Genomic DNA, 24,599 nt, shown 5'->3' on the forward strand with positions numbered 1-24,599 from the left:
GATGGAGTGATCTCGAAGTTCAGGCGCGGCCCGTGGCGCGGCCGACTGCTGCGGCGACGGCGGCGGCATTGAAGGCGCGCCAGCGGCCGCAGACGTGTTGGTCGGGGCGGATCAGGTAGGCGGTGCCGGCCTGCGCGTCGTAGCGCTTGCCCAGGCAGCCTTCGCGGTCCGTCACGGCGGCCAAATCCCCGGGCAGCGCGGACAGGTCGCACTGCGGGCTGGCGACCAGCACGGCCTTGACCGGCACCGGCGCCATGCGCAGGGCCTGCAAGGCGAGCAGCGTGTCCCGGTCGGGTAGCGCATCGCCGCAGAAAAGGGCCAGCACGAATTCGCCGTCCAGCTGCGCCAGCCACCAATCCTGCGCGTTCACGGGAGCATCCAGCGCCACCGCGCCCGGCACCATGCGGCCGCTGAAGGCGTCCGTGTCCGGGGTGTTCAGCGGCGAGCCGGCATAGGTCGCGGGCAACGACAGGCGACCGCTGTTGACCAGCGAGCGCGCGAAGGGGTGGGTCTTGGCCAGATTCAGCACCGCATTGCGGAAGCTGCGGCTGATGTCGCTCTTGGGCGTGATGAAATCGGTGGCGCGCGATGAATTGAGGATGTTCTCGTCGGCGGCGTATTCGCGTTCGGCGGCGTAGCTGTCGATCAGCGCCTCGGGGGCCTGGCCGGCCAGTACCAGCTTCAGCTTCCACGCCAGATTCTCCGCGTCCTGCACGCCGCTGTTGGCGCCCCGGGCGCCGAACGGCGACACGCGGTGGGCGGAGTCGCCCGCGAATACGACGCGGCCGTGGCGGAACTTGTCCATGCGTTCGCACGCAAAGGTGTAGACGCTGACCCATTCCAGCTCGAAGCGGGCGTCGGGGCCCAGCAAGGCGCGGATGCGCGGCAGCACGTTTTCAGGCTTGACGGCCTCGACCGGGTCGGCGTTCCAGCCCAGCTGGAAGTCGATGCGCCAGACGTTGTCGGGCTGGCGGTGCAGCAGCACGGACTGGTTGGGATGGAACGGCGGATCGAACCAGAACCAGCGCTCGGTCGGAAAATCCGCCTGCATCTTGACGTCGGCGATCAGGAAGCGGTCGCGGAAGATGCGGCCATGGCTTTCCTGGCCGATCAGCTTGCGCACCGGCGAACGCGCGCCGTCGCAGGCGATGAGCCAGTCGGCATGCAGCGCGTATGCGCCGTCGGGGGTCTCTACGTTCAGGACCACGCCGTCGTCGCGCTGCTCCACGCCGGCGACCTTGTTCTTCCAGCGCAGATCGATATTGGGTTCCCGCCGCGCCTGCTCGTACAGATAGCCTTCGGCGTAGTACTGCTGCAGGTTGATGAAGGCCGGGCGGCGGTGGCCGGGTTCGGGCAGCAGGTCGAAGCGCCACACTTCCTGTTCGCGGAAGAAGACCTTGCCCACGTTCCACGACACGCCTTTGTCGATCATGCGCTGGCCCACGCCCAGGCGGTCCCAGATTTCCAGTGTGCGCTTGGAGAAACAGATGGCGCGGGAACCGGTAGACAGGCGGAAGTCGTCGTCCAGCACCACCACGCGTACGCCCTGGCGGGCCAGATCCAGTGCGGTGGTCAGGCCGACCGGGCCGGCTCCCACCACCACGACCTGATGGCGCGCAAGCTCGCTGGCGGCCTGGTCGGCGTGTTTTTCATAGGCGAATTCCATCGCCTGAAAGTCGATGTCTCCCACGGTTGTCTCCTGTGTGGGTGATATTGTTTTTATGTCACGAAGCCGCGCGCTGCCTTGCGGCGCGCGATTCCGGTTGCAGCGGGGCAGGGCCGCCGTGGCGGCCCGTCGGGATCAGCCTTCCAGCTGCGCCCACATCTCCAGGTCGCGCTTGTCGGTCCAGATGCGCGGATGGGTGTAGCCGGTGGCCTCGTCATAGGCGCGCGACACGTCGAACGGCATGCAGTGGTCGAAGATCACCCAGTCGCTGTAGCGCGGCTTCATGAAGTCGTAGACCTCGCGGTAGATGGTCTTCAGGTCCTTGCCTTCAGCCACGCCGCGGTTCACCGCGCCGTACAGATCGGTCAGGAAGGCGCGCGTGCCGGCCAGGCCCTGGCGGACTTCGGTGGCGTTCTTCAGCGCGGGGCCACGGCCCGGAACCATCTTCTCGGCTTCAAAGCTCGACAGGGCGTCCAGCGTGCTGGGCCAGTCGCGGAAATAGGCGTCGCCGCAGTACGGCGTCGACTGGTATTCGACCAGGTCGCCGGCGAACAGGATCTTCTGCTCGGGCAGCCAGGCGATGGTGTCGCCCTTGGTGTGGCCGCGGCCCACTTGCAGCAGCTTGACCTCGAGGTTGCCCAGGTTGACGGTCATTTCGCCCTTGAACGTCATCGTCGGCCAGACCAGGCCCGGCGGAATCGATTCAGCGTTGCGGAACAGGCGGGGGAAGCGGCCGATTTCGCTGGCCTTGTCCTGCTCGCCGCGTTCGGCGATCAGGTCGTAGGTGTCGCGGCTGGCCAGGATTTCCTGGGCGTCGTAGGCCGACGCGCCAAACACGCGCACGGCGTGGTAGTGCGACAGCAGGATGTACTTGATGGGCTTGTCCGTGACTTCGCGGATGCGGCGGATCACGTCTTGCGCCATGACCGGGGTGGCCTGGGTGTCGACCACCATGACGGCCTCGTCGCCGATGATCACGCCCGTGTTGGGGTCGCCTTCGGCCGTGTAGGCATAGGCGTTGTCGGACAGTTTTTCGAACGAGACGACCTTGTCGTCCAGGTCGGCGTGCGAGGCGAATTGCTTGCTCATGGAGGCTCCTTCCACTTTTATAGGAATAGGGTGTGTGGAAGGAATATAGCCTGGCGTTAGTGTTTGTGCAATACGTTTGCTATAAACAAATGGTCTTGTTTTTACAGGGATTTCCCGGGGATTTCGGGGCCGGCTCCGGTCAGTTTCTTTGGCATTTCGGGCAGTAATAGGTGGCCCGCTGCCCCTGCACGATGCGCCGTATCGGGGTGGAGCAGACCCGGCAGGGCTGGCCCTCGCGTTCATAGACGGCGGCGTGGATCTCGAAATAGGCGCCAGGTTCGCCGGTGGCCCCGACATAGTCGCGCAGCGTGCTGCCGCCCGAAGTCAGGGCGTCGGCCAGGGTGGCGCGCACCATGTCGGCCAGGCGCTCGCAGCGGGCGGGCGACAGCTTGTTGGCCGGCGTCTTGGGGTTGATGCGGGCGCGGAACAGGCTTTCCGACGCATAGATATTGCCCACGCCCACCACTGCCATGCCGGCCAGCAGCACCTGCTTGATGGCGGCGCTGTGATTCTTGAAGTGGCGGTGCAGCCAGGCGCCGTCGAAACGCGGGTCGAAGGGCTCGATGCCCAGCTTGGCCAGCAGGGGGTGGACATCGACGGGGCCATCGCTGGCGGGGTGCCACAACACCGCGCCGAAGCGCCGCGGGTCGTGCAGGCGCAGCACGGCTTCCTCGAAGATCCATTCGACGTGGTCGTGCTTGCGCAGGAACTCGCCAGGGGCGACGCTGCGCAGCGACCCGGACATGCCCAGATGCACGATCTGGGTGCCGTGTTCGAACCGCAGCAGCAGGTACTTGCCGCGGCGCGCGCATTCCAGCACCGCGCGGCCGGCGATCGTGGCCGGCAGATCCGGGGGGATGGGCCAGCGCATGCGGGATTCATGGATGACCAGCCGCGTCAGCGTCCGGCCGGTGATGACGGCGTCGATTCCTCGGCGCGTGGTTTCGACTTCAGGCAGTTCCGGCATGAGCCAGTGTAAGATCATTAATTGCGTGTACGAAGATTGTGCCATCAACCGGACGGGCCGCGTGAAGTCGTCTTTCAAACCTATAAATATCGGGATCGCCGCGCTAGCGCTTGCGCTGGCAGCAATACTGACCCCGCCGGCCCAGGCCGCCGACAGCCGGACGCGCGATGCGACCGGGCCACGGATGGCGCCTCAGAGCCGCCACCCTGAAACCGAAGTAATCCGGCTGCGCCCCGGGCAGTTGCCCTATGTCTCGCTGACCGCCGACATCTTTTACCGCGTGCTCGCGTCCGAGATCGCCGCGCAGCGCGGCATGTACGGCTCGGCGGCTACCACCATGCTGGGCCTGGCGCGAGATACCGGCGATCCGCGCCTGGCCCGCCGCGCCCTCGAATTCCAACTGGCCGGCGGCAACCTCCCTGGCGCCTTGGACGCCGCCCGGGTCTGGGCGCGCCTGTCCCCCAACGACGTGGAGGCCAGCTCCACTGAACTGGCGCTGGCCGCCGCCAACGGCCAGACCAAGGGGCTGTCGCAGGCCTTGCGCAACCGCATCGATTCCTCGCGCGACAAGCCGGCCGCTATCGGTCAGGCCTTGGCCGTGCTGAGCCGGTTGAATGACCGCCGCCTGGCCTTGCGCATCCTGGACGAATCCCTGAGCGACAACGTGCGCAAGCTGCCGGCCGCGCATCTGGCGCTGGCGGACGTGGCCTCCGCCTCTGGCGACTACACCCGCGCCGCGCAGGAGTCGCGTGCGGCCCTGGCTGCGGATCCGAAGTCGGAAGCCGCCGCGCTGCGTGTGCTTGAGTACGGCTACAGGGTGGACCCGCAGCGCGCGCAGACCGAAGCGCGTGCCTACATCGCCCGCAATCCCAACGCCCGCAAAGTGCGCCTGATGCTGGCCGGCCAATTGGCCGACAGCGGCGATTACAACGGCGCATTGGCCGAATTGCAGGCCATGTCGCGCCGTTCGCCGGAAGATTTCGACCTCTTGTTCATGCAGGCGCAACTGGCCTATAAGGCCGGGCAATTGCCGCAGGCCAAGAGCTTGCTGCAGCAGTATCTGGACGTGCAGCAGCAGCGCCAGCGGGCCACTGTGCCAGGCGCGACCGACGCCGGCGCTGCCGCCGCCGATGCCCATGTGCTGCTGGCCCGCATTGCTGAAGATCAGGGGCACTACGACGACGCCATCGCCGAGCTGGGCCGCATCGACGACCCGACCCTGCGCTACTCGGTGCACATGCGCCAGGCCGCCTTGCGCGCCAAGAGCGGTCGCATCGACGACGCGCTGGCCATGATAGACGCCGCCGGTCCCCAGGACGAGGAAGAGCGCACGCTGGGCGTGCTGACTAAGGCCCAGATCCTGCGCGACGCCGACCGCGTGCAGCAGGCGGTGTCGGTGCTGGAAGCTGCCGATCAGGCGCTGCCCGACACGGTCGAGATCAAGTACGAACTGGCCATGCTGTACGAACGCCAGAACCGCCTGGCCGACCTGGAGCGCATGTTGCGCCAGGTCATTGCGCTGGACCCGGATCACGCGCACGCCTACAACGCGCTGGGCTACACGCTGGCCGATCACAATCAGCGCCTGCCCGAGGCCCTGGATCTGATCACCCAAGCGCTGGAGCTGGCGCCCAACGATCCGTTTATCCTCGACAGCATGGGCTGGGTCAAGTACCGCATGGGCGATTCCGCTGCCGCGGCCGACTACCTGCGGCGCGCCTACAGCGTGCGCCCGGAAGCCGACATCGCCGCCCACCTGGCTGAAGTCCTCTGGACCCAGGGCAAGCGCGACCAGGCCACCGAATTGCTGCGCGCCGCGGTGGCGAAGGATCCCAAGAACAAGACGGTTCAGGATGTGGCCAAGCGCCTGGGGATCGGCCTGTGACGGCAGTTGTTCAACGCGTGTTCGGCGCAGCCGCGCCGCTGCGCTGGTTGCTGATGGCGATGCTGGTGGCGACGCTGGCCGCCTGCACCACGCCCAAGCCGATCGAAGGCGCCAGCGCCGACGCGTTCTCCCGCATCGGCCGCTTCGCCATCACCGTCAACGAGGAAAGCGGCAAGCAGAATGCCGTGCAGGGCGGCTTCTCGTGGTCGGATGACGGCCGCCACTATGTGCTGGACCTGACCAATCCCCTGGGCTCGACCGAGGCGCGCGTGGAAGGGCGTCCTGGCGCGGCCAGCCTGACCAAGGCTGATGGCACCCGCCTGGTCGCCGACAACCCCGATGCCCTGGCCGAGGAAGCGCTGGGTAGCAGCATGCCGGTGTCCGGCCTGCGCGACTGGCTGCGCGGCAAGCTGGCCGCCACGCCCGAGGCCACCGAGGTGTCCCGCGACGAGCTGGGCCGCCCGGCGGCTTTCGAGCAGGGCGGCTGGCGCGCGCGGCTGTCGCGCTACGACACGCTGGGTCCGCAATTGCTGGTGCTGGAACGCCAGGAGCCGGGTCGCCGCATCATGCTGCGCCTGGTCGTCAACCAGCCTTGAACAGCGGGCCGTGCCGGCTCGAAACCAGCGGTAGCCGGTAAAATCGCGCTACCGCTTTTTTTCGCTCAGCCGTGACTCTCTACGACGTACCCGCTCCCGCCAAGCTGAATCTATTCCTGCACGTCGTGGGCCGGCGCGCCGACGGCTACCACCTGCTGCAGACCGTCTTCCGCTTCATCGACCTGTGCGACACCCTGCACTTCGACCTGCGCGCCGATGGCGTCATCAGCCGCGCCGCGGAGTTGCCGGGCGTGCCGGAAGATCAGGACCTGACCTTGCGCGCCGCGCACGCGCTGCAGCGGGCCACAGGCACGAAGCAGGGCGTGCAGATAGGCCTGGAAAAACGTATTCCGCAGGGTGGCGGCCTGGGCGGGGGCTCCAGCGATGCCGCCTCGGTGCTGATCGCCTTGAACAGGCTGTGGGGCACGGGGCTGTCGCGGCGCGAACTCATGGCGCTGGCCCTGCCCCTGGGAGCGGATGTGCCCGTGTTCGTCTTCGGGCAATCGGCTTTTGCGCAAGGCGTGGGCGAAGACCTGACTGCGGTGACGCTGCCTGAACGCGCCTACCTAGTGGCGCAACCGGACGCCAGCGTGCCCACCCCACAAGTATTTTCCGCACCCGATTTGACAAGGGATTCTTCTTCCACCACAATAGCGGTCTTTCTTGCTTCGCCTACTTCCCGCTTCGGCAGGAATGATTTGGAGCCGGTGGTCTACCGTCTTTACCCAGAAGTACTTGGGGCATCGCGGTGGCTTGCTGAACAGGGAATCCTTCGTGGAACCCCGGTTCGCATGTCGGGATCTGGTGCGTGTTTATTCGCCGAATTTTCCGAACTCTCCGAAGCCGTTTTGGCAGAAGCAGAAATATCCGCTATAATGCGCGGCGCTGATAAAACATTCAGCCAAACGCATCCACGGTTTCGGTTAGTGCAGGCATGTACTGGGTTAGCTGAACATCCGTTGCGGAATTGGATTGCAAGATAGTTGGGGAGTCGCCAAGCTGGTTAAGGCACCGGATTTTGATTCCGGCATGCGAAGGTTCGAATCCTTCCTCCCCAGCCAACCGAATACATAAAAAAGCTGTTGAACACGCCTGTAAGACACTGGCCCGGGTTCAGCAGCTTTTTTATTTTCCGGGTCCGCTGGTGCATCACCTCGCATCACCTCGTTAGTGTCTTAAAACGACCATCGCATCATCCATCATGGCAAACGATAGCTTCATGATTTTCACGGGCACCGCCAACACTCGGCTGGCCGTGGACGTAGTCAACCACCTCGATATGTCCCTGGGCAAGATGACCGTCGGTCGCTTCTCGGACGGCGAAGTGATGGTCGAGATCAACGAGAACGTGCGCGGCAAGGACGTCTTCGTCCTGCAGCCCACCTGTGCCCCTACCAATGACAACCTGATGGAAATCATGGTGATGGTCGATGCCTTGCGCCGCGCTTCCGCTGGCCGCATCACCGCCGCGATTCCCTATTTCGGCTATGCCCGCCAGGACCGCCGCCCGCGCTCGGCGCGCGTGGCCATCTCGGCCAAGGTCGTGGCCAACATGTTGCAAGTGGCTGGCGTCGACCGCGTCCTGACCATGGACCTGCACGCCGACCAGATCCAGGGCTTCTTCGATATCCCCGTGGACAACATCTACGCGGGTCCGATCCTGCTGGGCGACATCTGGCGCCGCAATTTCTCGAACCTGGTCGTGGTGTCTCCGGACATCGGCGGCGTGGTGCGGGCCCGCGCGCTGGCCAAGCAGCTGGAAGCCGACCTGGCCATCATCGACAAACGCCGCCCGCGCGCCAACGTGTCGGAAGTGATGAACATCATCGGTGAAGTCGACGGCCGCACCTGCATCATCATGGACGACATGGTCGACACCGCCGGCACGCTGTGCAAGGCGGCCCAGGCCCTGAAGGACCGCGGCGCCGGCGCCGTTTACGCCTATTGCACGCACCCCGTGCTGTCGGGCGGCGCCATCGACCGCATCGAAGCGTCGGAACTGGACGAGCTGGTCGTCACCGACACCATTCCGCTCTCCGAGCAAGGCCAGGCCAGCGGCAAGATCCGCCAGCTGTCGTGCGCTGCGCTGCTGGGCGAGACCATCCTGCGTATCTCGAACGCGGAATCGGTCAGCTCGCTGTTCGTCGATTAAGACGCGGCGTCCCTCGGACGGGCAGTCCGGATACTGAGTTTTGCGCCTTGCTGGTCGCGGCAAGGCGCAACAAACACGGTGCGCATTTCGCGTGCCGTGTACCAACCGGCGAAGTCTCTTCGCCATTTATTGTTTTTGGAGTTTTCCATGAAATTCAATGCCACTGCGCGTAGCGTCCAGGGTTCGAGTGCGAGCCGCCGCCTGCGCCGCGCGGGCCGCGTTCCCGCCATCGTTTATGGCGGTACGGCTGCCCCCCTGAACATCGAACTCGACCACAACGAGATCTACCACGCCCTGCGCAAGGAAGAATTCCACGCGTCGATCCTGCAAATGGCGCTGGAAGGCGCAGCCAAGGAAGAGCAAGTCCTGCTGCGTTCGGTTCAATGGCACGCCTACAAGCCGCAAGTCCTGCACGTGGACTTCCAGCGCGTGGACGCCAACCAGGCCCTGCACACCAAGGTCCCGTTCCACTTCATCAACGCTGAAGTCTCGCCGGCCGTGAAGCTGGGCGGCGCCATCATCAGCCACGTCCTGACCGAACTGGAAGTCACCTGCCTGCCGGCAGCGCTGCCCCAGTTCATCGAAGTGGACCTGAAGGACCTGCTGCCTGGCGCATCGGTCCACCTGGCCGACATCAAGCTGCCCAAGGGCGTGACCTACGTGCCCCACGGTGGCGACGCCAACCCGCTGCTGGCCGCCACGGCCGTGGTCAAGGGCGGCGCTGCCGCCGACGAAGGCGCTGCCGAAGCTCCGGCCGCCTAAGTCCTGCCGGAAAGCCCCCGGGCTTTCCGCGGCTGGTACTCGAAACCCTGCGTGTGCATTTGCATGCGCAGGGTTTTTTGGTTTAAACACCCCCATCATGTCTACTCCTATACGTCTCATCGTGGGACTGGGTAACCCCGGCCCCGACTACGAAACCACCCGGCACAACGCCGGCTTCTGGCTGGCCGACCACCTGGCGGACGACTTGCGCGCTTCCTTTGCGCTGGAGAAGTCCTTTTTCGGCATGGTGGCCAAGTCCCGCCTGGGCGCGGACAACGTGCTGCTGTTGAAGCCCAACACCTACATGAACCGTTCCGGCCAGGCGGTCGGCGCGCTGGCCCGCTTCTACAAGCTGACGCCGGAGCAGGTGCTGGTGCTGCACGACGAGCTGGATCTGATGCCCGGCCAGGTGAAACTGAAGCAGGGCGGCGGCCATGCGGGCCACAATGGCCTGAAGGACATCCAGGCGGCGCTGGGCAGCCCCAACTTCTGGCGGTTGCGCATCGGCATCGGCCATCCCCGTACCTTGGGCCTGGCCCAGCAGGTGGCGGACTTCGTCCTGCATCCGCCACGTCGCGAAGAGCAGAAAGAAATCGAAGCGGTCATCGACCGTTGCCGCGCGGTGGTGCCGGCGATGCTGGCCGGCGATTTCCCCTTGGCCACGCGCCAGCTGCATAGCGGCAACGAGGCCTGATGACAGACCAGCGGCAATCGGCATCGATGTCTGGCGGAAAACTGCGCTTTCGCAGCGAGGTCGCGGATTTCTGGCGTTTCATCCGTCACCCGCATCCGGCTTCGCGCCTGCCGGGCCGCGCGGCCGCGAGCGGCCTGGTGGCCGACTGGTGGCCGGGCCTGGGGCCGGGCCGCCTGTTGGCCTGGGCCGCGCTGCTGTGGGCCGTGAACCTGTTCGCCCTGGGGCCGGTTGCAGTGGCCGCGGCCGGCCTGGGTGGCGTCACGCATCGGCTTGATCCCACCAACATTCCCTGGCTGACCGCCGTGATCTGGGCGCCGCTGGTCGAAGAAATACTGTTCCGCTATGGCTTGCGCCGCCCCAGGCAGGCGCTGTGGCTGATCCCGGCGATGGTGCCCGTGGTGCTATGGGGGCCCAAGGTCTGGACCGGCCTGCTGCTGGCCGCATTCGTCATCCTGGCATGCTGGGGCGCGCGCCAGCGCGCCGAACCGCTGCAAGGCTGGGACACCACCTGGCGGCGCCATTACCTGAAGCACTTCGGCTTGGTGTTCCACTTGGTCGCGCTGAGCTTCGCCGCCGTGCACCTGACCAACTTTGTCTACAGCAAGACGCCGTATTGGCTGTTGCCGCTGCTGGTGCTGCCGCAATGGCTGACGGGCCTGGTGCTGGGCTGGATGCGCGTGCGGCGCGGAATCGGCGCGGCCATCCTGCTGCACTCCGCTTTCAATGCCGGCCCTATTTTGATGATCTGGATCATCATGCGCTGGGTCCCGGCCGCTGCGGCTTAACCGGGGCCGCAACGGCGGCCTCGCCGGCAGGGCTCGAGCGCCCAGCCGGGGTAAACTAGAACGTTAACGATCAATACCGTACTTACACAGGATTCCCATGGCTCTGCAATGCGGCATCGTCGGCCTGCCCAACGTAGGCAAATCGACACTCTTCAACGCTCTGACCCGCGCCGGCATCGCCGCCGAGAACTATCCGTTCTGCACCATCGAGCCCAACGTCGGTGTGGTCGAAGTGCCGGATCCGCGCCTGCAGAAGCTGGCTGAAATCGTCAAGCCCGAACGCATCCTGTCCGCCACCGTCGAATTCGTCGACATCGCGGGCCTGGTTGCCGGCGCGAGCAAGGGCGAAGGCCTGGGCAACCAGTTCCTCTCGCACATCCGCGAAACCGACGCCATCGTCAACGTGGTGCGCTGCTTCGAAGATCCCAACGTGATCCACGTGGCCGGCAAGGTCGATCCCATCGCCGACATCGAAGTCATCGAGACCGAACTGGCCCTGGCCGACCTGCAGACCGCCGAAAAGGCCCTGCAACGCCATCAGAAGACGGCGCGCTCGGGCGATAAGGAATCGCAACGCATCGTGGCCGTGCTGGAAAAGTGCATCGCCCAGCTGAACGAAGCCAAGCCGATCCGCGCGCTGGACCTCACCACCGAGGAAAAGGCCGATATCGCCCAGCTCTGCTTCATCACCGCCAAGCGCGCGATGTATGTGGGCAACGTGGCCGACGACGGCTTCACCAACAATCCGCTGCTGGACCGCCTGAGCGAGTTCGCCGCCGCGCGCAACGCGCCCGTGGTCGCCATCTGCGCCGCCATCGAATCCGAAATCGTCGACCTCGACGACGCCGACCGCCAAGCCTTCCTGTCCGATATGGGCATGGAAGAACCCGGCCTGAATCGCCTGATCCGCGCCGCCTTCAAGCTGCTGGGCCTGCAGACCTACTTCACTGCAGGCGTGAAGGAAGTGCGCGCCTGGACCGTGCCGATCGGCGCCACCGCGCCTCAGGCCGCCGGCGTCATCCACACCGACTTCGAACGCGGCTTCATCCGCGCCCAGACCATCGCCTATGACGACTACATCACCTACAAGGGTGAGCAGGGCGCCAAGGAAGCGGGCAAGATGCGCGCGGAAGGCAAGGAATACATCGTGCAGGATGGGGACGTGATGAACTTCTTGTTCAACGTCTAAGCGAAACAGCACATTCCGCGACGCACCCCAAAGATCGGACTTCGGTCCGATCTTTGGGGTGTTTTTCATGGTGAGGCGTCACGAGCGATGCACGCCGCTTGTGTCCCGTAAGGAATTTGCGAGGTAGTCGGTCGCGGCAGAGTTGGACGGCATCAGCAGATGGTTTGATCGCACGCACGTAAGTTGTCGAGCGGCACCCAGCCCGCCTCTCCATCCCCGAGCCTGACCGCCCATACCCATCCATTCAATTCGCGTTCACCGCGCAACATGTCGCCTTCCGCGACATCCAATTCCTTGTTGGTGAAATCCTCCAGCATCGTGGCGCTGCCGTCGGCATGGCGGTCCAGGAATTGCGCCGGCACGAAGCCGGCCTCCTGATTCGCGGGCGTGCAGTGATACCAGTCGGGCCAACCCTCGGGGCCGTCGTACCGCTCACCAACTGCCACGCGATCTCCTTTGCGTACGAACATGGGCTCGGGAAATTCGCTGGCATGGGCCTGGATGACGAGGTAGTGACGATCGGGATTCATGGGTATTCCTTGTCCGTGCTGTTGCATGCGCGGAACTATGCCACGCGCGCCAGCAGCCGCGGCACTGCCGACGCCAGCAAGGCAACCCCCGATCCCGTCAGCAAGCCCAGCACGATCTGCCGGAAGCGCGCTTCGCTGATGCCTATGTAAAGCTTCGCGCCCAGCAACACCGGCACCAGCATGGCGGCGGCGACGATGGCGAACATGGGCAGCATGGCGCGCGTGACGATGCCGCTTGCCAGATACGTGCCCATGGTCACCAGCAGCATGGACAGGTTGAAGTTCTGGATGATGGCGCGTTGCGCGTCCTTGTCGAAGCCGCGCAGGGTGCACCACAAGGTGGGCAGTGTGCCCGTGAAGCCGCCGATGCCGCCCAGCACGCCGCCGGCCATGCCGACGGCCGCGTCGGCGGCGCGGCCGCCCGCGGAGATCTTCGGCAGGTTCTTGGCGTACAGCATGGCGGGACACCAGATCACCAGCAGCGCGCCGAGGATGGTCTTGAACCAGTCCATGTCCAGGCGCGGCAGCAGCGCCACGCCCAGCGGAATGCCGAACAGGCCGCCGACCACGAAAGGCAGCAATCGCGACAGGTCGAAGCCGCGCCGCACGGTGATGGCGGCGAGGATCTGTCCGACCAGGGCGCCGAAGACCGCGAGCGTCGCGGCCAGGCGCGGATCCAGCACCCAGGCCCAGAACGACATCGCCACCAGGCCGAACGCAAAGCCCGACAGGCCCTGCACGAAGCCCGCGATGACCGCGCCCAGGGTAACCACCAGATATACAGAATCCATTTGCCGCCTCTTTGTTCTTATGTGGGGGAACGGCCTGTATTCTGGATGATCCCGACTCCTCGCGAATCGCATTTGGCTATGGGCCGATACCGCTCTTCTTATGGCGGCGCTGCCTGTTCTAGTTTGGCGCTTTGTCCGCCCCAGCCCGCAGGAAATTCGCCTCCAGCACGCTCAGCACGCGATTCAACGTATCGATATCCGCAGCCGACAAGCCCTTGAGCGATTCCTCGAAAAAGGCGGCCCGCTTGGGCAAGGCGTCATCCACCACGGCCTGGCCGGCGGGCGTGAGGTTGGCGTTGGTCAGGCGGTTGTCTTGCGGGTCCACTGCGCGCGCGATCCAGCCCAGCTTTTCCATGGCCTGCAACTGGCGCGTGAGCGATGCGGGGTCGAGCCGGCAGCGTTCGGCCAGATGCTTCTGCGAACACTGGCCGCATTCATGCAGCGCCAGCAGGATGCGCCAGCGGGGCAGGGCGTGGCCCACGGTGCTACTGAACGCGCTCTGCATGCCGCGGTAGGCCTGTCCCATGTGCTGGATGACCTGCAAGCCTTGTTGTTGTTTGGGCAAAAGCTATTCTCCGACGCCGGCCGGCTCTGATTTGGAGGGGCGGATCAACTGGACCGGCGGCACGCGCCGCACGCACCAGAGCGCGAACACCGCAACCGCCAGGGCGATCAGTTGCCCTTCGTGGATGGCGCCGACGAGCGCGACGCGCGCGATCTCGATCAGCGAGGTCCCGTCCTGGCCTTGATGCGCCAATTGTGCCAGGAACTGCGTCTGGGCCTGGGGATTGACCAGCATTTGCGGGTCGTTCAGCTCGGGCAGCCAGCGGGCGGAAGCGCCGCGCAGCGTGGATTCGACGCCGCTGAAATAGCTGTGGCTGACCATGGTGCCGACGATCGCCGTGCCCAGCATGCCGCCTATCATGCGCAGCGATTGCAGCAACGCGGTGGCGATGCCCAGGTGGCTGCGGCCGGCGGTCTGCTGCGCGAAGACCGTCAGGTTGGGCATGATGAAGCCCATGCCCAGGCCGGCCATCAGCATGTATGCGGCGATGAGCGCATGTGACGTATAGCTATGGGTGGTGACGATCCCCAGGCACGAGAGCGCCATCAGGATGAAGCCCGCGTACAGCATGCAGTTGGGATTGCGGATGCGGGTGATGATGCGGCCGTTGATGATGCTGCCCACGGTGATGAAGACCACCATGGGCGTGATGAGCAGGCCCGCGTCCTGGGGCGACAGCCCGAAGCCGCCCTGCAGCAGCAGCGGCGCGTAGAACAGCAGCGAGTACATGGTCACGCCCACCAGCAGGGCCAGCGTGAACAGCATGGCCAGGCCGCGGTTGCGGAACATGTCCAGCGGCAGTAGCGGATGCGGGCAGCGTCGTTCCCACCAGAGCAGCACGGCGAAGGCGATCGCGCTGCCCACGCCCAGCAGCATGATGGACCCGCTCAGCCCTTCCTTGGGCAGCAATTCGACCAGCAGTTGCAGGCTGCCCAGCGCCAGGGCGATGAGCAGCGCGCCCTGCCAGTCCAGCCGTACGCGGCCGGTCGTGTGGTTGCGCAGGTGCGGCAGATAGCGGGTGACGAACCACAGGCCGAGTATGCCGATGGGCAGGTTGACGTAGAACACCGAGCGCCAGCCGTAGTGCTCAGTCAGCGCGCCGCCCAGGGTCGGCCCCACGGCGTTGGCGATGCCGAAGGCGGAGCTCAGCATGACCTGCCAGCGCAGCCGCACGTGGGGATCGGGAAACAGGTCGGGGATGGACGCGAACGCCGTGCCTACCAGCATGCCGCCGCCTATGCCTTGCAGGGCGCGGGCCAGGACCAGCGTGAACATGCTGTCGGCCGCGCCGCACAGCACCGAGGCCAGGGTGAACAGCACAATGGCCGCCACCACGAACGGCTTGCGCCCGTAGTAATCGCCCAAGCGGCCGAAGATGGGCACGGTGATGACGGAAGTCAGCAGGTAAGAGGTCGCTACCCATGCATACAGTTCGAAGCCCTTGAGTTCGGCCACAATGGTCGGAAGCGCGGTGCCGACCACGGTCTGGTCGATCGCGACCATCATCATGACGAAGCACATGCCCAGCATGGCGAGCAGGGTCTGGCGGAAAGGGAGCACCTGGCCGGGCGAATGCGGGGTGCTGGGAGCGGGGGCGGACATTGCTGGATCTATCAATGATTGATGTATCAATCATTCTAGCCCTACAATCCCTCAGACAGAAAGTTGTCAGGTCCGGGCCGGATTTCGAGGCGCGGGGGCGATGGGGATAGTGCTGATTTTGCGCAGCCTTGCCCGGCGGCCGGCGCGAAGCCAGCCTGATTTGTTACGATAGCGCTATCTGTACGCTGGCCTAGCCGGCGTCTTCATCAGGCTTTCCTTGGCAGATTCCCCTTTTCGGCGCTGCGGCCTCAGGCTCGGCTTGAGACAGGGCACGCCCTGAAAGGCCCATGGCTTCATAGGCCAGGCGGTTTTTCCGCTGACAAAGCACCTTCCGCGCGCCTGGCGCTGCGGACGGCATTCAAGGATTTCCAGTCGAGGTACCGACGGGGCAGCAATGAAAACGTGGTTCAAGCGCATTTTGATAGGCCTGGTAGTGTTGGTTGTCGTGGCCGTCGTTGGCCTGGCCATCTTCTTGCTGACATTCGACCCCAACGCGTACAAGTACAAGCTGGAAGAGCTTGTCCAGCAACGCTATCAACGCACGTTGACGATCGACGGCGAGATCGAGCTGTCGCTCTTCCCGCGCATCGGCCTGTCGGTGCAGGGCGTGTCGCTGTCCGAGCCCAATAGTCCGGAAACTTTCGCTTCCATCGACAGCACCCGCCTGGCGGTTGCGGTGTGGCCGCTGCTGTCCAACAGCTTTGTGGTGGACCACGTGGCCATCACCGGCTTCAAGGCCCGTGTGATGCGGGACAAGCAGGGCCAGTTCAATTTCAGCAATCTCGTGGGCGGCACCGCGCCGATCACGGCGGCGCCGGCCAATCCCGCCGAAGCCTTGGCGGGCGCGGCGCAGAGCGCGGTGCAGGCCCTGGCCAACGGCAACCTGCCGCAGCCGCGCAACAACATGCAGATCGACATCGCCGGGCTGGACCTGAAGGACGGCCAGGTGCAGCTGCAGGACGCCATCACCGGCATGGCGGTGGCGGTCACCAAGATCAACGCCAACACCGGCCGCGTCACCTTCAATCAGCCGTTTGACGTGCGCATGACCGCGCGCGTCGAGGGCGGCAATCCACGCGTGGACGCCAATCTGACTGGTCAGGCCCTGTTGACGCTGGATCCGTCCGCCAAGCGCTATGCGGCGCAGAAACTGGACCTGCGCATGGACGGCAAGCTGCCGGGCGCCGAAGCCAAGAGCCTGGCGGTGCGCGGCAATCTGGCCTTCAATGGGCAGAAATCGGCGCTCGATATCGCCGGCCTGGAGGTCGTGTTCCAGGGCGACGTCACCGATCCCGCCGCCCGGGCCACCAATGTGGACGCCAGCGTCGCCATTCCCAAACTGGCGATCGACCCCCACAAGAGCCAGTTGCAGATCGAAAAGCTGGCCATCCGCGCCAAGGGTGGCGTGGCTGACGGTCCCTTTGAATTCGCCGTGGACGCGCCCGCGCTCAACATCTCGCCGGCCTCGGCCACGGGAGAAGCGCTTACGGGCCGCGTGCGCATCAGCGGCCTGGACGCGAGCTTCGGCTTGAACGGCATCAGCGGCAACGCCGGCGAACTGGATATCAAGGAAGCCAAGCTGGACAGCACGTCCAAGAACGGCGAACGGATCGTCAAGCTGAACTTCGCCTCGCCGCTGTCCCTGAACCTGCTGCAGCGCAGCGGCGGCCTGTCCGGCCTGCGCGGCGACGTCAACATTACCGATCCCGGCTTGCCCAAGGGCAGCCTGCAGATCCCGGTGATCGGCAGCGTGACGGCGGACCTGTTGAAGGATCAGGCCACCAGCAAGATCAACGCGGTGCTGGAAGGCGGCAAGTTCGACCTGAGCGCGGACATTACCAAGCTGAGCGACTCGCCGAAGGTGAATTTCGCGCTGGTGGTGGACACGCTGGACCTGGATAAGCTGGTGCCGCCCGCGGCGGCAACGCCTGCGCAGCCCGCGGCCAAGCCGCCCGCCGAAGCGAAGAAGGAAGAAGGCAAGCCGGCGCAACCTGCCCCGGCGCCGGCTGCCGCCAAGCCGGTCGACGATACAATCGACCTGTCGGCGCTGATCGGCCCCAGCGTCAACGGCACGATCAAGGTCGGCAAGTTGGTCGTGCGTGGCCTGAAGGCCGATGACGTCGGCGCCGCGGTCAAGCTGGACAAGGGCAAGTTGGACATTTCCAGCCTGACGGCCGGCCTCTACGGCGGCAAGCTGGCGGGCAACCTGTCGGTGGACGCTGCGCAGGGCAACCAGCTGGCCACCAAGATGTCGCTGGCCGGCATTGCCATCGAACCGTTCCTGATGGACCTGGCGCGCCAGAACGTGCTGAGCGGCACGGGCAGCCTCGCGCTGGACCTGAAGACGGCGGGCGCCAACGCCTATGCCATGAAGAGCGGCCTGGGCGGCACCATGCAATTGCGTCTGCGCGATGGCGCGGTCAAGGGCATTAACCTGACGCAGACGCTGCGCGAGCTGAAGGCCGCCTTCAAGCCCGAATCGCAGAACGAGACCGTCGCCTCCGACACCAGCAAGCAGACGGAATTCTCCGAGATGGACGCAGACCTGGCCTTCACCAAGGGCGTGGCTGCGGTAAAGCGCCTGAACGTGGTGTCGCCCCTGCTGCGCGTGACGCAAGGCGAACCGGCCACCATAGACTTCGTCAAGAGCGAGCTGGACCTGGTGGCGCGTGCGCGCGTCGTCAACCCGGCGGCCAACCCGGAAGGCAAGGAACTGATAGACCTGAAGGACGTAACCATTCCCGTGCACGTCAAGGGCCCGTTCGACAAGCCGACCTACACCGTTCTGTGGAAGGACGCCATCGGCGGCATTCTGCAGCGCAGCCTGGAAAACAAGCTGCGCGAAGCGGTGACGGGCAAGGGCAAGGGCGGCGCGGCCGTCGACAAAGCTTTGAAGGGATTGCTGGGCAAATGAACGCCGGACACTTCCAACCCGTGGCCGAGTGCGGCGCCACCACGCAGGCCGAGGCCGCGGGCTACCACCGGCAATGGCTGATCGCCAATGATTCAGGGCAGTGGCTGAATCGCGCCCTGTGTCCGCGGCTGGCCGAGGTCTCGGTCGAACTACGGCTGGGCTACCTGGTGCTGAAGGCGCCGGGCATGTTGCGCATGGATATTCCGCTGGACGTCATCGAAGACGACGACAGCGTGCGCTACAGCATGAAGGTGGGCGAGCAGGTGGTCGACGTGATCGACGAAGGGGAACTGGCCGCGGCCTGGATCTCCAACTTCGTGCAGGTGCCTTGCCGCATCATGAAGGTGCACCCCGACACGCCCGTGGCCGCCTGGCCTGCCTGAATAGGCCCAGGCGCGCTTGGGCTGCTTCAGGCCTGAGCGCCCGAACGCTTGAACTCGAATGCCGCGTGGGCCAGCAGGCCTGCCGCCAAGCCCCAGAAGGCCGATCCGATACCCCAGAAACTGAAACCCGATGCGGTGGCCAGCAGCGTGATGAGCGCGGCTTCGCGGCGTTGCGGGTTGGCCATGGCCGCGGCCATGCCGCCCATGATGGTGCCCAGCAGCGCCAGCCCGGCCAGCGCGGCCAGCAGGGCGGCGGGCAAGGCCTGGAAGAACACGGCCACGGCGCCGGCCACGACGCTCAGCACGACATAGCCCAGGCCGTAGGTGGCGGCGGCGATGTAGCGCTTGGAGGGGTCCGCATGCGCTTCGGGACCGGTGCAGATGGCGGCGCTGATGGCGCCCATCGTGACGCTGTGCGCGCCGAAGGGTGCGGCCAGCAGGCCCAGCAGGCCGGTGGCCGCCACCAGGCGCGAGGCGGGCGGCTGGTAGCCGGCGGCCTGAAGGATGGCCAGACCGGGCAGGTTCTGCGACGCCATCGCGACGACGAACAGCGGAATGCCCAGGCTGACCGCGGCCTGCGCGCTGAACGCGGGCGTGGTCCAGACGAATTCAGTGAAGCGCCAGTCCAGCAGGTCCAGCTGGATCAGGTTCAGTCCGAAGGCGAGGGCGATGGCCACCAGCATGACGACCAGCACCGCGTAGCGCGGCGCCCAGCGCCGGCACACCAGATAGGCCGCGCACATCGCCAGCACCAGTGCGGGTTGCTGCTTGATGTTGCTGAAGACGCCCATGCCGAAATTGAGCAGCACGCCCGCCAGCATGGCCGCGGCGATTTCGCCGGGGATGCGGCGCAGGATGGGATCGATCCAGCCGAACAGGCCGCAGGCCAGCGTCAGGGCTGCCGCCAGGATGAAGGCGCCGATGGCTTCGTTGAACGGAACGCCCGCCAGCGCGGTGACCAGCAGGGCCGCGCCGGGAGTGGACCAGGCCATGACGATGGGCAGGCCCGTGCGCAGGCTGTATACCGCGCCGCCCAAGCCGAACGCCAGGCTGAGCGAACCGATCCAGGAGCCGATGTGGGCCGAATCCAGGCCCGCGGTATGGCCTGCCTGCACCATCAGCACGGCGGTGCCGCCGAAGCTGACCAGGACGGCGACCAGGCCAGCGGCGATGGCCGAGGCGGACAGGTCGCGGCGGGCGTGGTGGCGGGAAGGGGGAAGGTCGATGCTGGACTGCGCGGCGTCGCTCATGCGGCACCGGTCAGGCGGCGGTACTTGGCCATGAGCTGTTCCTGGCCTTCTTTCCATTGCGGGTGCAGCTCGATGCACTCTACCGGGCAGACCACCTTGCATTGCGGCTCGTCGTGGTGGCCCACGCATTCGGTGCACCGGTCAGGGTCAATGACGTAATAGTCTTCACCCATGGAGATTGCGTCGTTCGGGCACTGGGGCTCGCAAACGTCGCAATTGATGCATTCTTCGGTGATGGTCAGGGCCATGGCGGGCTGCGGGTTGGGCGGGTGGGGCTAAGCGCATTGTAGCGCCGCCGCCCGCCTCGGCCGCACAGCGCAAGAAGGGCGCTCTGCGCGCCCTTCAAGGGTGGAGCAATACCTGTCCGCCGGGGCTCAGCCCGGCCAGGACTGTTCGCGGCGTTCCTTGGCCTTTTCCTGCAGCCAGCGCTCGACCGACGGAAACACGAACTTGCTCACGTCGCCGCCCAGCTGCGCGATTTCGCGCACGATGGTGCCCGAGATGAACTGGTACTGGTCCGAGGGCGTCATGAACAGGGTTTCGACGTCGGGCAGCAGATGGCGGTTCATGCCAGCCATCTGGAACTCGTACTCGAAGTCGGACACGGCGCGCAGGCCCCGCACGATAACGCGGCCGCCCTGGTCGCGCACGAAGTCCTTGAGCAGGCCGCCGAAGCTTTGCACTTCCACGTTGGGATAGTGGCCCAGCACTTCGCGCGCGATTTCCACGCGCTCGTCGATGCTGAAGAAAGGCTTCTTGTTGCGGCTAATGGCGATCCCAACCACGACTTTGTCGAAAAGCGTGGCGGCACGGCGGACCAGATCCTCGTGGCCTCTGGTCAGCGGGTCGAAAGTGCCGGGATATACAGCGGTGATCATACGAGCTCCGTACCGTTATAAGTGGTGTACACCATCCTCCGAAGCTCGGATTATTGACCTATTTGCGCAATGCAGCAAATTCCAGCAGATGGTAGTGGACTGCGCCTGCCTTGTCTTGCCGCAAGATCGTGAATCCTTCGGGGGCTTCGATGGGGCTTTCCGCCTCTACGTAGACTAGCCCATGCTCGGTCAGAATGCCCGGCAGAATCGGCCACAGACGCGGCAGCCAGCCCTGGCCGAAGGGCGGATCCAGCATGATCAGGTCAAACCGGGACGCATCCATGCGTTCGGCGACCTGCATGGCGTCGCCCACGTGGATGCGTATCATGTCGGCTTTGAGCTTGTCGCGCAGTGTCCGCAGCGCGGACGCGGCGGTCTTGTCCCGCTCGACCATCTGCACATGCGCCACGCCGCGCGAGGCCGCCTCGAAGCCGAGGGCGCCGCTGCCGGCGAACAGATCCAGTACCTGCTTGTCGGCGAATTCGCCGCCCCATAGATGATTGAGCCAGTTGAACAGCGTCTCGCGCACCCGGTCGGGCGTGGGGCGCAGCGTCTCCACGTCGGGTACGGCAATGGGGGTGCGTCTGTATTGGCCCCCGACGATACGAATATACTTGTTACCCATGTTTAGCCGCTTCTTCAAGAAAAAATCCCCTCCGCCCGCCGCGCCGGTCCAACCCGCGCCGCCGCCGGAAGTCGCAGACGCCGTAGCCGCGCCTGCCGAGCCCGCCGCCGTCCCGGTCACGCCGGCGCCGCCGGCGCCTGTGGCCCCCGAGCCGCGCCGCGAACCGGGCATCGAACCGGCCGCCGCCGCGCCGGCCGTCATCGCCCCGGCTGCAACGCCGGTTGTTGCGCCTGTTGCTGCGCCGCAGGAAGCGCCGGCTGCAACGCCCGCGCCGGTTGCGCCCGTAGCGTTTTCGCCGACACCCGTTCAGGCGTCGCCACCAGCTCCTGTGCCGACGCCAGCGCCTGCCCCGGCGGCGGCTCCCGCACCTGTCGCGGTTTCCGCGCCAGCGGTAGCAACGCCGGCGCCGATCTCCGTGCCCGCTCCCGTTGCGGCTCCACCGGCCGTACCGGCTCCCGCGCCTGCTCCCGAACCCGTCGCTGAAGCTCCCAAGAAGGCCTCGTGGCTGTCCCGCTTGAAGCAGGGCCTGTCGCGCACGGGCCAGAGCATCGGCGGCATCTTCGTCGGCGTAAAGGTCGACGAGAACCTGTTCGAGGAACTCGAATCGGCGCTCATTATGGCCGATGCGGGTCTGGAGGCCACCGAAAAGCTCCTGACCGCGCTGCGCGCCCGGGTCAAGAAGGAACGCATCGAGGACCCGGCCAAGGTGAAGACGGCCCTGCGACAGCTGCTGGCCGACCACCTGCGTCCGCTGGAGCGCGCCTTCGACCTGAAGCGCATCCAGCCCCTGGTCGTCATGATCGCCGGCGTCAATGGCGCCGGCAAGACCACTTCCATCGGCAAGCTGGCCCACACCTTCCAGCGCCAGGGCGCCAGCGTGCTGCTGGCTGCCGGCGACACGTTCCGCGCCGCCGCGCGCGAGCAGCTCATCGAATGGGGCAGCCGCAACAACGTGACGGTGATCTCGCAGGACGGCGGCGATCCGGCGGCGGTGGCGTTCGACGCGGTCAACGCGGGCCGCGCGCGCGGCATGGGCGTGGTGATGGTCGATACCGCAGGCCGCCTGCCCACGCAGTTGCACCTGATGGAAGAGTTGAAGAAGATCCGCCGCGTGATCGGCAAGGCGGATGCCGCCGCGCCGCACGAGGTGCTGCTGGTGGTGGACGGCAACACTGGCCAGAACGCCTTGGCGCAGATCCGCGCTTTCGACGCCGCCATCAATCTGACGGGCCTGGTCGTGACCAAGCTGGATGGCACCGCCAAGGGCGGTACGCTGGCCGCCGTGGCCGCGGGCAGCCAGGGCGTGCGCCCGATCCCGGTGTATTGGATCGGCGTGGGCGAAAGCCTGGAAGACCTGCAGCCCTTCGTGGCGGACGAGTTCGCCGGGGCCTTGCTGGCGGATTGATGTCCGTGGATCCGGCGCGCTTGCGTCGGCAAAAACAAAGGGACGGCGCATGCCGTCCCTTTTGCATTCAAGCCCGCATCACTTCCAGAATGGTTTGCTGGCGGCCAGGTCGTCGAAGGCTTTCTGCGCGTCGTCCGCCAGTTCTTCCAGGCGGGCGCTGATCCAGCCCAGGGCGAACCAGGCTTGCGGGTGGGTGGCGGTACACGACTCGTAGTAGTCCTTGGCCACCGCCAGGTCGTTGATTTCGCCTAGCACGTCCTGCACGCGCGACAGCAGCTTGCGATAGCCGCGCAGCTTGCCCGAGGGCAGCAGCGATTCGGCGAACGCCAGGCTGTAGCGCAGGCGCTTGCCGCGCTTGCGCAACTCGTGGCGCGTGGGGATGTCCAGCGTCGCGAACTGCGTGCCCTGGTCGGCGACCTTGCTGTGCCAGCGGTGCAGGCGCCGCGCGAGCTGTTTGTGCAGGCGTTGCGGATCGGGTTCGGGCGCCAGCATCGGAATGATGGTGGGTTTGACGCTGGGCGCCGCCACGCCGCCTTCCAGCCGGATGGCGGGCTCGGGCGCCGCGTCGCTGGGCGTGCCGTTGGCTATCGTCTGGCCTTCCGTGGACGGCAGGGCCGGCGGTACGTCCAGGCTCCATTCCAGCAGCTCCAGCATCCAGGCCTGGAAGGCCTTGCCGCCGGCGATGCTGCGCGCGTCTTGTTCCGGGGGCGCGGCCTCCATGGGGATGACCGGCATGCCTGCGCGCATCAGCGCGGGCGCCACGGTTTCGTTCAGCACGTCCTGGTCGCGGTTGGCGCCGAAGGCGGCGAAGTGCGTGCGCACGCCTTGCAGCAGGGCGTCGGGAATCGGCGCGATCCAGCCGTCGAACAGCTTCCAGGCCGAACGCAGTCGGCGCACGCCCACGCGCAGCTGATGCACGTGTTCGGAGTTGCCGGCGCGGTAGACGCCTTCGGTGTCGACCTCGGCCAGCACCGAGGCGTTGCGCGCGATCTGGTCCAGGCATTCCGCCGCGATGCGCGCCATGGCCTGGGGCGCCGTCATGTCTTCGCGCAGCTTGACCGATGCGGCGCCGCGCGGCGCCCAGAACTGGGCGATGGCTTGGGCGCGGCGGGCTTCGAGGTCATCGCCCGGGATGGCGTCGGCATCGGCCAGGCGCTGCGCCAGCTGGGCCAGCGCGTCGCCGCGTTCGGACTTGCTGCGCGGATCCAGTACCAGGCTGTGGCGCTGCTGCCAGCCGCGCGCCGCCGCGAAGATGGCGGCGGGGCGGCCCGACACCAGTTCGAATTCCAGTTCGGAGATGGGCAGCTCCAGCGCGCCGGCGCGCAGGATGCCGGTGTCGTAGGCCAGTTCCACCGTGCCGTAGCGCGTGCGGACCTTGCGCAGCAGGCGCTGCACATCGGTTTCATAGCGCAGGCCCAGTTCGCCCTTGATGGCGGCCAGCGCTGCCTCGACCTCGGTGCCGGCATAGACCGACAGGTCCAGCACCGGGCCCGGCCGCGGGTGATTGAGTTCGATGCGGGTGATGGCGTTGATGCCAGGCATCTTCAGCGTCTGCACCCAGTCGCGGCCTTCCTGGCGCAGCCGGATGGCGATGCGCGCCCGCGCAAGCTCGCGTTCGGGCGTATCGAAGTACATGGCATGCAGGCGGATACGGGTCGCCTCGCGTTGCTTGATCTCTCGCTGCACCGCCTGGCGCGAAGCCGCGGGCACGTGCAGTTTCAATTCCTGTTCCGACATGGCGACGGGTGTCCAACGGCAAAAGCCGAGATCTTAATCAAACGGGCCGGGCGATTTGATGACCGGTCATATTTATTTCACATGGAGCATAGACGTGTTTGCGGCGCATCAACAACCGGAGTGCAGGGCGCGGA

23 protein-coding genes and 1 tRNA gene are annotated in these 24,599 nt (G+C 66.0%); 12 read left to right on the forward strand and 12 right to left on the reverse strand.

Translation table 11 applies throughout. The annotated features are described in order from the left end of the window. Nucleotides 1-19: 19 nt before the first annotated feature. The 3 genes from AC3WOB_RS04300 to mutM all read right to left on the reverse strand — a co-directional run bounded on the left by AC3WOB_RS04300 (nt 20) and on the right by mutM (nt 3,722). Nucleotides 20-1,690: an FAD-dependent oxidoreductase gene (locus AC3WOB_RS04300; RefSeq protein WP_492274296.1), complete on the reverse strand. Its 1,671-nt coding sequence runs from the start codon at nt 1,688-1,690 to the stop codon at nt 20-22. Between the two features lie 111 nt (nt 1,691-1,801). Then, nucleotides 1,802-2,755, reverse strand: a complete 954-nt coding sequence (locus tag AC3WOB_RS04305; RefSeq protein WP_088142612.1) for an MBL fold metallo-hydrolase — start codon at nt 2,753-2,755, stop codon at nt 1,802-1,804. A gap of 139 nt (nt 2,756-2,894) precedes the next feature. Next, entirely contained in the window at nt 2,895-3,722 is an 828-nt protein-coding gene (gene mutM, locus AC3WOB_RS04310) for a bifunctional DNA-formamidopyrimidine glycosylase/DNA-(apurinic or apyrimidinic site) lyase (protein ID WP_013396190.1), read from the reverse strand. On the opposite strand from mutM, the gene AC3WOB_RS04315 reads away from it, so the two are divergent. From AC3WOB_RS04315 to ychF, 9 genes are all read left to right on the forward strand, one after another. Continuing rightward, nucleotides 3,721-5,607, forward strand: a complete 1,887-nt coding sequence (locus AC3WOB_RS04315; protein ID WP_041654355.1) for a tetratricopeptide repeat protein — start codon at nt 3,721-3,723, stop codon at nt 5,605-5,607. The genes mutM and AC3WOB_RS04315 overlap by 2 nt on opposite strands. A 53-nt stretch (nt 5,608-5,660) precedes the next feature. Further along, nucleotides 5,661-6,203 (forward strand): lipoprotein insertase outer membrane protein LolB, encoded by a 543-nt coding sequence (gene lolB, locus AC3WOB_RS04320; protein WP_492274609.1) that lies wholly within the window; start codon nt 5,661-5,663, stop codon nt 6,201-6,203. 71 nt (nt 6,204-6,274) lie between these two features. Beyond that, nucleotides 6,275-7,186, forward strand: a complete 912-nt coding sequence (gene ispE, locus AC3WOB_RS04325) for a 4-(cytidine 5'-diphospho)-2-C-methyl-D-erythritol kinase (RefSeq protein ID WP_492274297.1) — start codon at nt 6,275-6,277, stop codon at nt 7,184-7,186. A 1-nt stretch (nt 7,187) separates the two neighbouring features. Then, nucleotides 7,188-7,264: transfer RNA gene (locus AC3WOB_RS04330), tRNA-Gln, on the forward strand. Nucleotides 7,265-7,404: 140 nt separating this feature from the next. Further along, nucleotides 7,405-8,355, forward strand: a complete 951-nt coding sequence (locus AC3WOB_RS04335; protein ID WP_006227587.1) for a ribose-phosphate pyrophosphokinase — start codon at nt 7,405-7,407, stop codon at nt 8,353-8,355. A gap of 147 nt (nt 8,356-8,502) precedes the next feature. After that, the gene (locus AC3WOB_RS04340) at nt 8,503-9,117 is read left to right on the forward strand and encodes a 50S ribosomal protein L25/general stress protein Ctc (RefSeq protein WP_013396186.1); all 615 of its coding nucleotides are present in this window, start codon (nt 8,503-8,505) and stop codon (nt 9,115-9,117) included. 97 nt (nt 9,118-9,214) lie between these two features. Next, nucleotides 9,215-9,811 carry an aminoacyl-tRNA hydrolase gene (pth, locus tag AC3WOB_RS04345; RefSeq protein ID WP_013396185.1) on the forward strand — a complete coding sequence of 199 codons (597 nt, stop codon included), beginning with the start codon at nt 9,215-9,217 and terminating at the stop codon, nt 9,809-9,811. After that, nucleotides 9,811-10,596 carry a CPBP family glutamic-type intramembrane protease gene (locus tag AC3WOB_RS04350; RefSeq protein ID WP_492274298.1) on the forward strand — a complete coding sequence of 262 codons (786 nt, stop codon included), beginning with the start codon at nt 9,811-9,813 and terminating at the stop codon, nt 10,594-10,596. Before pth ends, AC3WOB_RS04350 begins: the two co-directional genes overlap by 1 nt. Nucleotides 10,597-10,693: 97 nt before the next feature. Beyond that, complete coding sequence (ychF, locus tag AC3WOB_RS04355) at nt 10,694-11,785, forward strand: redox-regulated ATPase YchF (RefSeq protein WP_492274299.1); 1,092 nt, start codon at nt 10,694-10,696, stop codon at nt 11,783-11,785. 152 nt (nt 11,786-11,937) lie between these two features. On the opposite strand, the gene AC3WOB_RS04360 is transcribed toward ychF, so the two are convergent. The 4 genes from AC3WOB_RS04360 to AC3WOB_RS04375 form a co-directional block, all read right to left on the reverse strand. After that, nucleotides 11,938-12,315, reverse strand: coding sequence for an SH3 domain-containing protein (locus tag AC3WOB_RS04360; protein WP_492274300.1), 378 nt, complete (start codon nt 12,313-12,315; stop codon nt 11,938-11,940). A gap of 35 nt (nt 12,316-12,350) precedes the next feature. Beyond that, nucleotides 12,351-13,106, reverse strand: coding sequence for a sulfite exporter TauE/SafE family protein (locus tag AC3WOB_RS04365; protein WP_013396181.1), 756 nt, complete (start codon nt 13,104-13,106; stop codon nt 12,351-12,353). 118 nt (nt 13,107-13,224) lie between these two features. Then, nucleotides 13,225-13,671 carry a MarR family winged helix-turn-helix transcriptional regulator gene (locus AC3WOB_RS04370; RefSeq protein ID WP_013396180.1) on the reverse strand — a complete coding sequence of 149 codons (447 nt, stop codon included), beginning with the start codon at nt 13,669-13,671 and terminating at the stop codon, nt 13,225-13,227. 3 nt (nt 13,672-13,674) lie between these two features. Beyond that, nucleotides 13,675-15,273 (reverse strand): MDR family MFS transporter, encoded by a 1,599-nt coding sequence (locus AC3WOB_RS04375; protein WP_492274301.1) that lies wholly within the window; start codon nt 15,271-15,273, stop codon nt 13,675-13,677. A gap of 394 nt (nt 15,274-15,667) precedes the next feature. On the opposite strand from AC3WOB_RS04375, the gene AC3WOB_RS04380 reads away from it, so the two are divergent. Together AC3WOB_RS04380 and AC3WOB_RS04385 are read left to right on the forward strand one after the other, a co-directional pair. Then, nucleotides 15,668-18,187, forward strand: a complete 2,520-nt coding sequence (locus AC3WOB_RS04380; protein ID WP_492274302.1) for an AsmA family protein — start codon at nt 15,668-15,670, stop codon at nt 18,185-18,187. Further along, nucleotides 18,184-18,570, forward strand: a complete 387-nt coding sequence (locus tag AC3WOB_RS04385) for an MOSC N-terminal beta barrel domain-containing protein (RefSeq protein WP_013396177.1) — start codon at nt 18,184-18,186, stop codon at nt 18,568-18,570. The genes AC3WOB_RS04380 and AC3WOB_RS04385 overlap by 4 nt, the downstream gene beginning before the upstream one ends. A gap of 26 nt (nt 18,571-18,596) precedes the next feature. On the opposite strand, the gene AC3WOB_RS04390 is transcribed toward AC3WOB_RS04385, so the two are convergent. From AC3WOB_RS04390 to rsmD, 4 genes are all read right to left on the reverse strand, one after another. Further along, nucleotides 18,597-19,820 carry a benzoate/H(+) symporter BenE family transporter gene (locus AC3WOB_RS04390; RefSeq protein ID WP_013396176.1) on the reverse strand — a complete coding sequence of 408 codons (1,224 nt, stop codon included), beginning with the start codon at nt 19,818-19,820 and terminating at the stop codon, nt 18,597-18,599. Beyond that, nucleotides 19,817-20,068, reverse strand: a complete 252-nt coding sequence (locus AC3WOB_RS04395; protein WP_006385941.1) for a YfhL family 4Fe-4S dicluster ferredoxin — start codon at nt 20,066-20,068, stop codon at nt 19,817-19,819. The genes AC3WOB_RS04390 and AC3WOB_RS04395 overlap by 4 nt, the downstream gene beginning before the upstream one ends. Nucleotides 20,069-20,194: 126 nt before the next feature. Continuing rightward, entirely contained in the window at nt 20,195-20,698 is a 504-nt protein-coding gene (gene coaD / locus AC3WOB_RS04400) for a pantetheine-phosphate adenylyltransferase (protein WP_013396175.1), read from the reverse strand. A gap of 58 nt (nt 20,699-20,756) precedes the next feature. Then, complete coding sequence (rsmD, locus tag AC3WOB_RS04405) at nt 20,757-21,323, reverse strand: 16S rRNA (guanine(966)-N(2))-methyltransferase RsmD (protein WP_492274303.1); 567 nt, start codon at nt 21,321-21,323, stop codon at nt 20,757-20,759. A gap of 328 nt (nt 21,324-21,651) precedes the next feature. Between rsmD and ftsY the strand changes: the two genes are divergently transcribed. Next, on the forward strand, nt 21,652-22,728 hold the full coding sequence (ftsY, locus tag AC3WOB_RS04410; protein WP_492274610.1) for a signal recognition particle-docking protein FtsY: 1,077 nt from the start codon (nt 21,652-21,654) through the stop codon (nt 22,726-22,728). A gap of 78 nt (nt 22,729-22,806) precedes the next feature. Here ftsY and AC3WOB_RS04415 read toward each other — a convergent pair whose 3' ends face one another. Next, nucleotides 22,807-24,465 carry a CYTH and CHAD domain-containing protein gene (locus tag AC3WOB_RS04415; protein WP_492274304.1) on the reverse strand — a complete coding sequence of 553 codons (1,659 nt, stop codon included), beginning with the start codon at nt 24,463-24,465 and terminating at the stop codon, nt 22,807-22,809. Nucleotides 24,466-24,599 lie beyond the last annotated feature (134 nt).

It is taken from the genome of Achromobacter sp. FW305-C-30-7 (assembly GCF_058783105.1).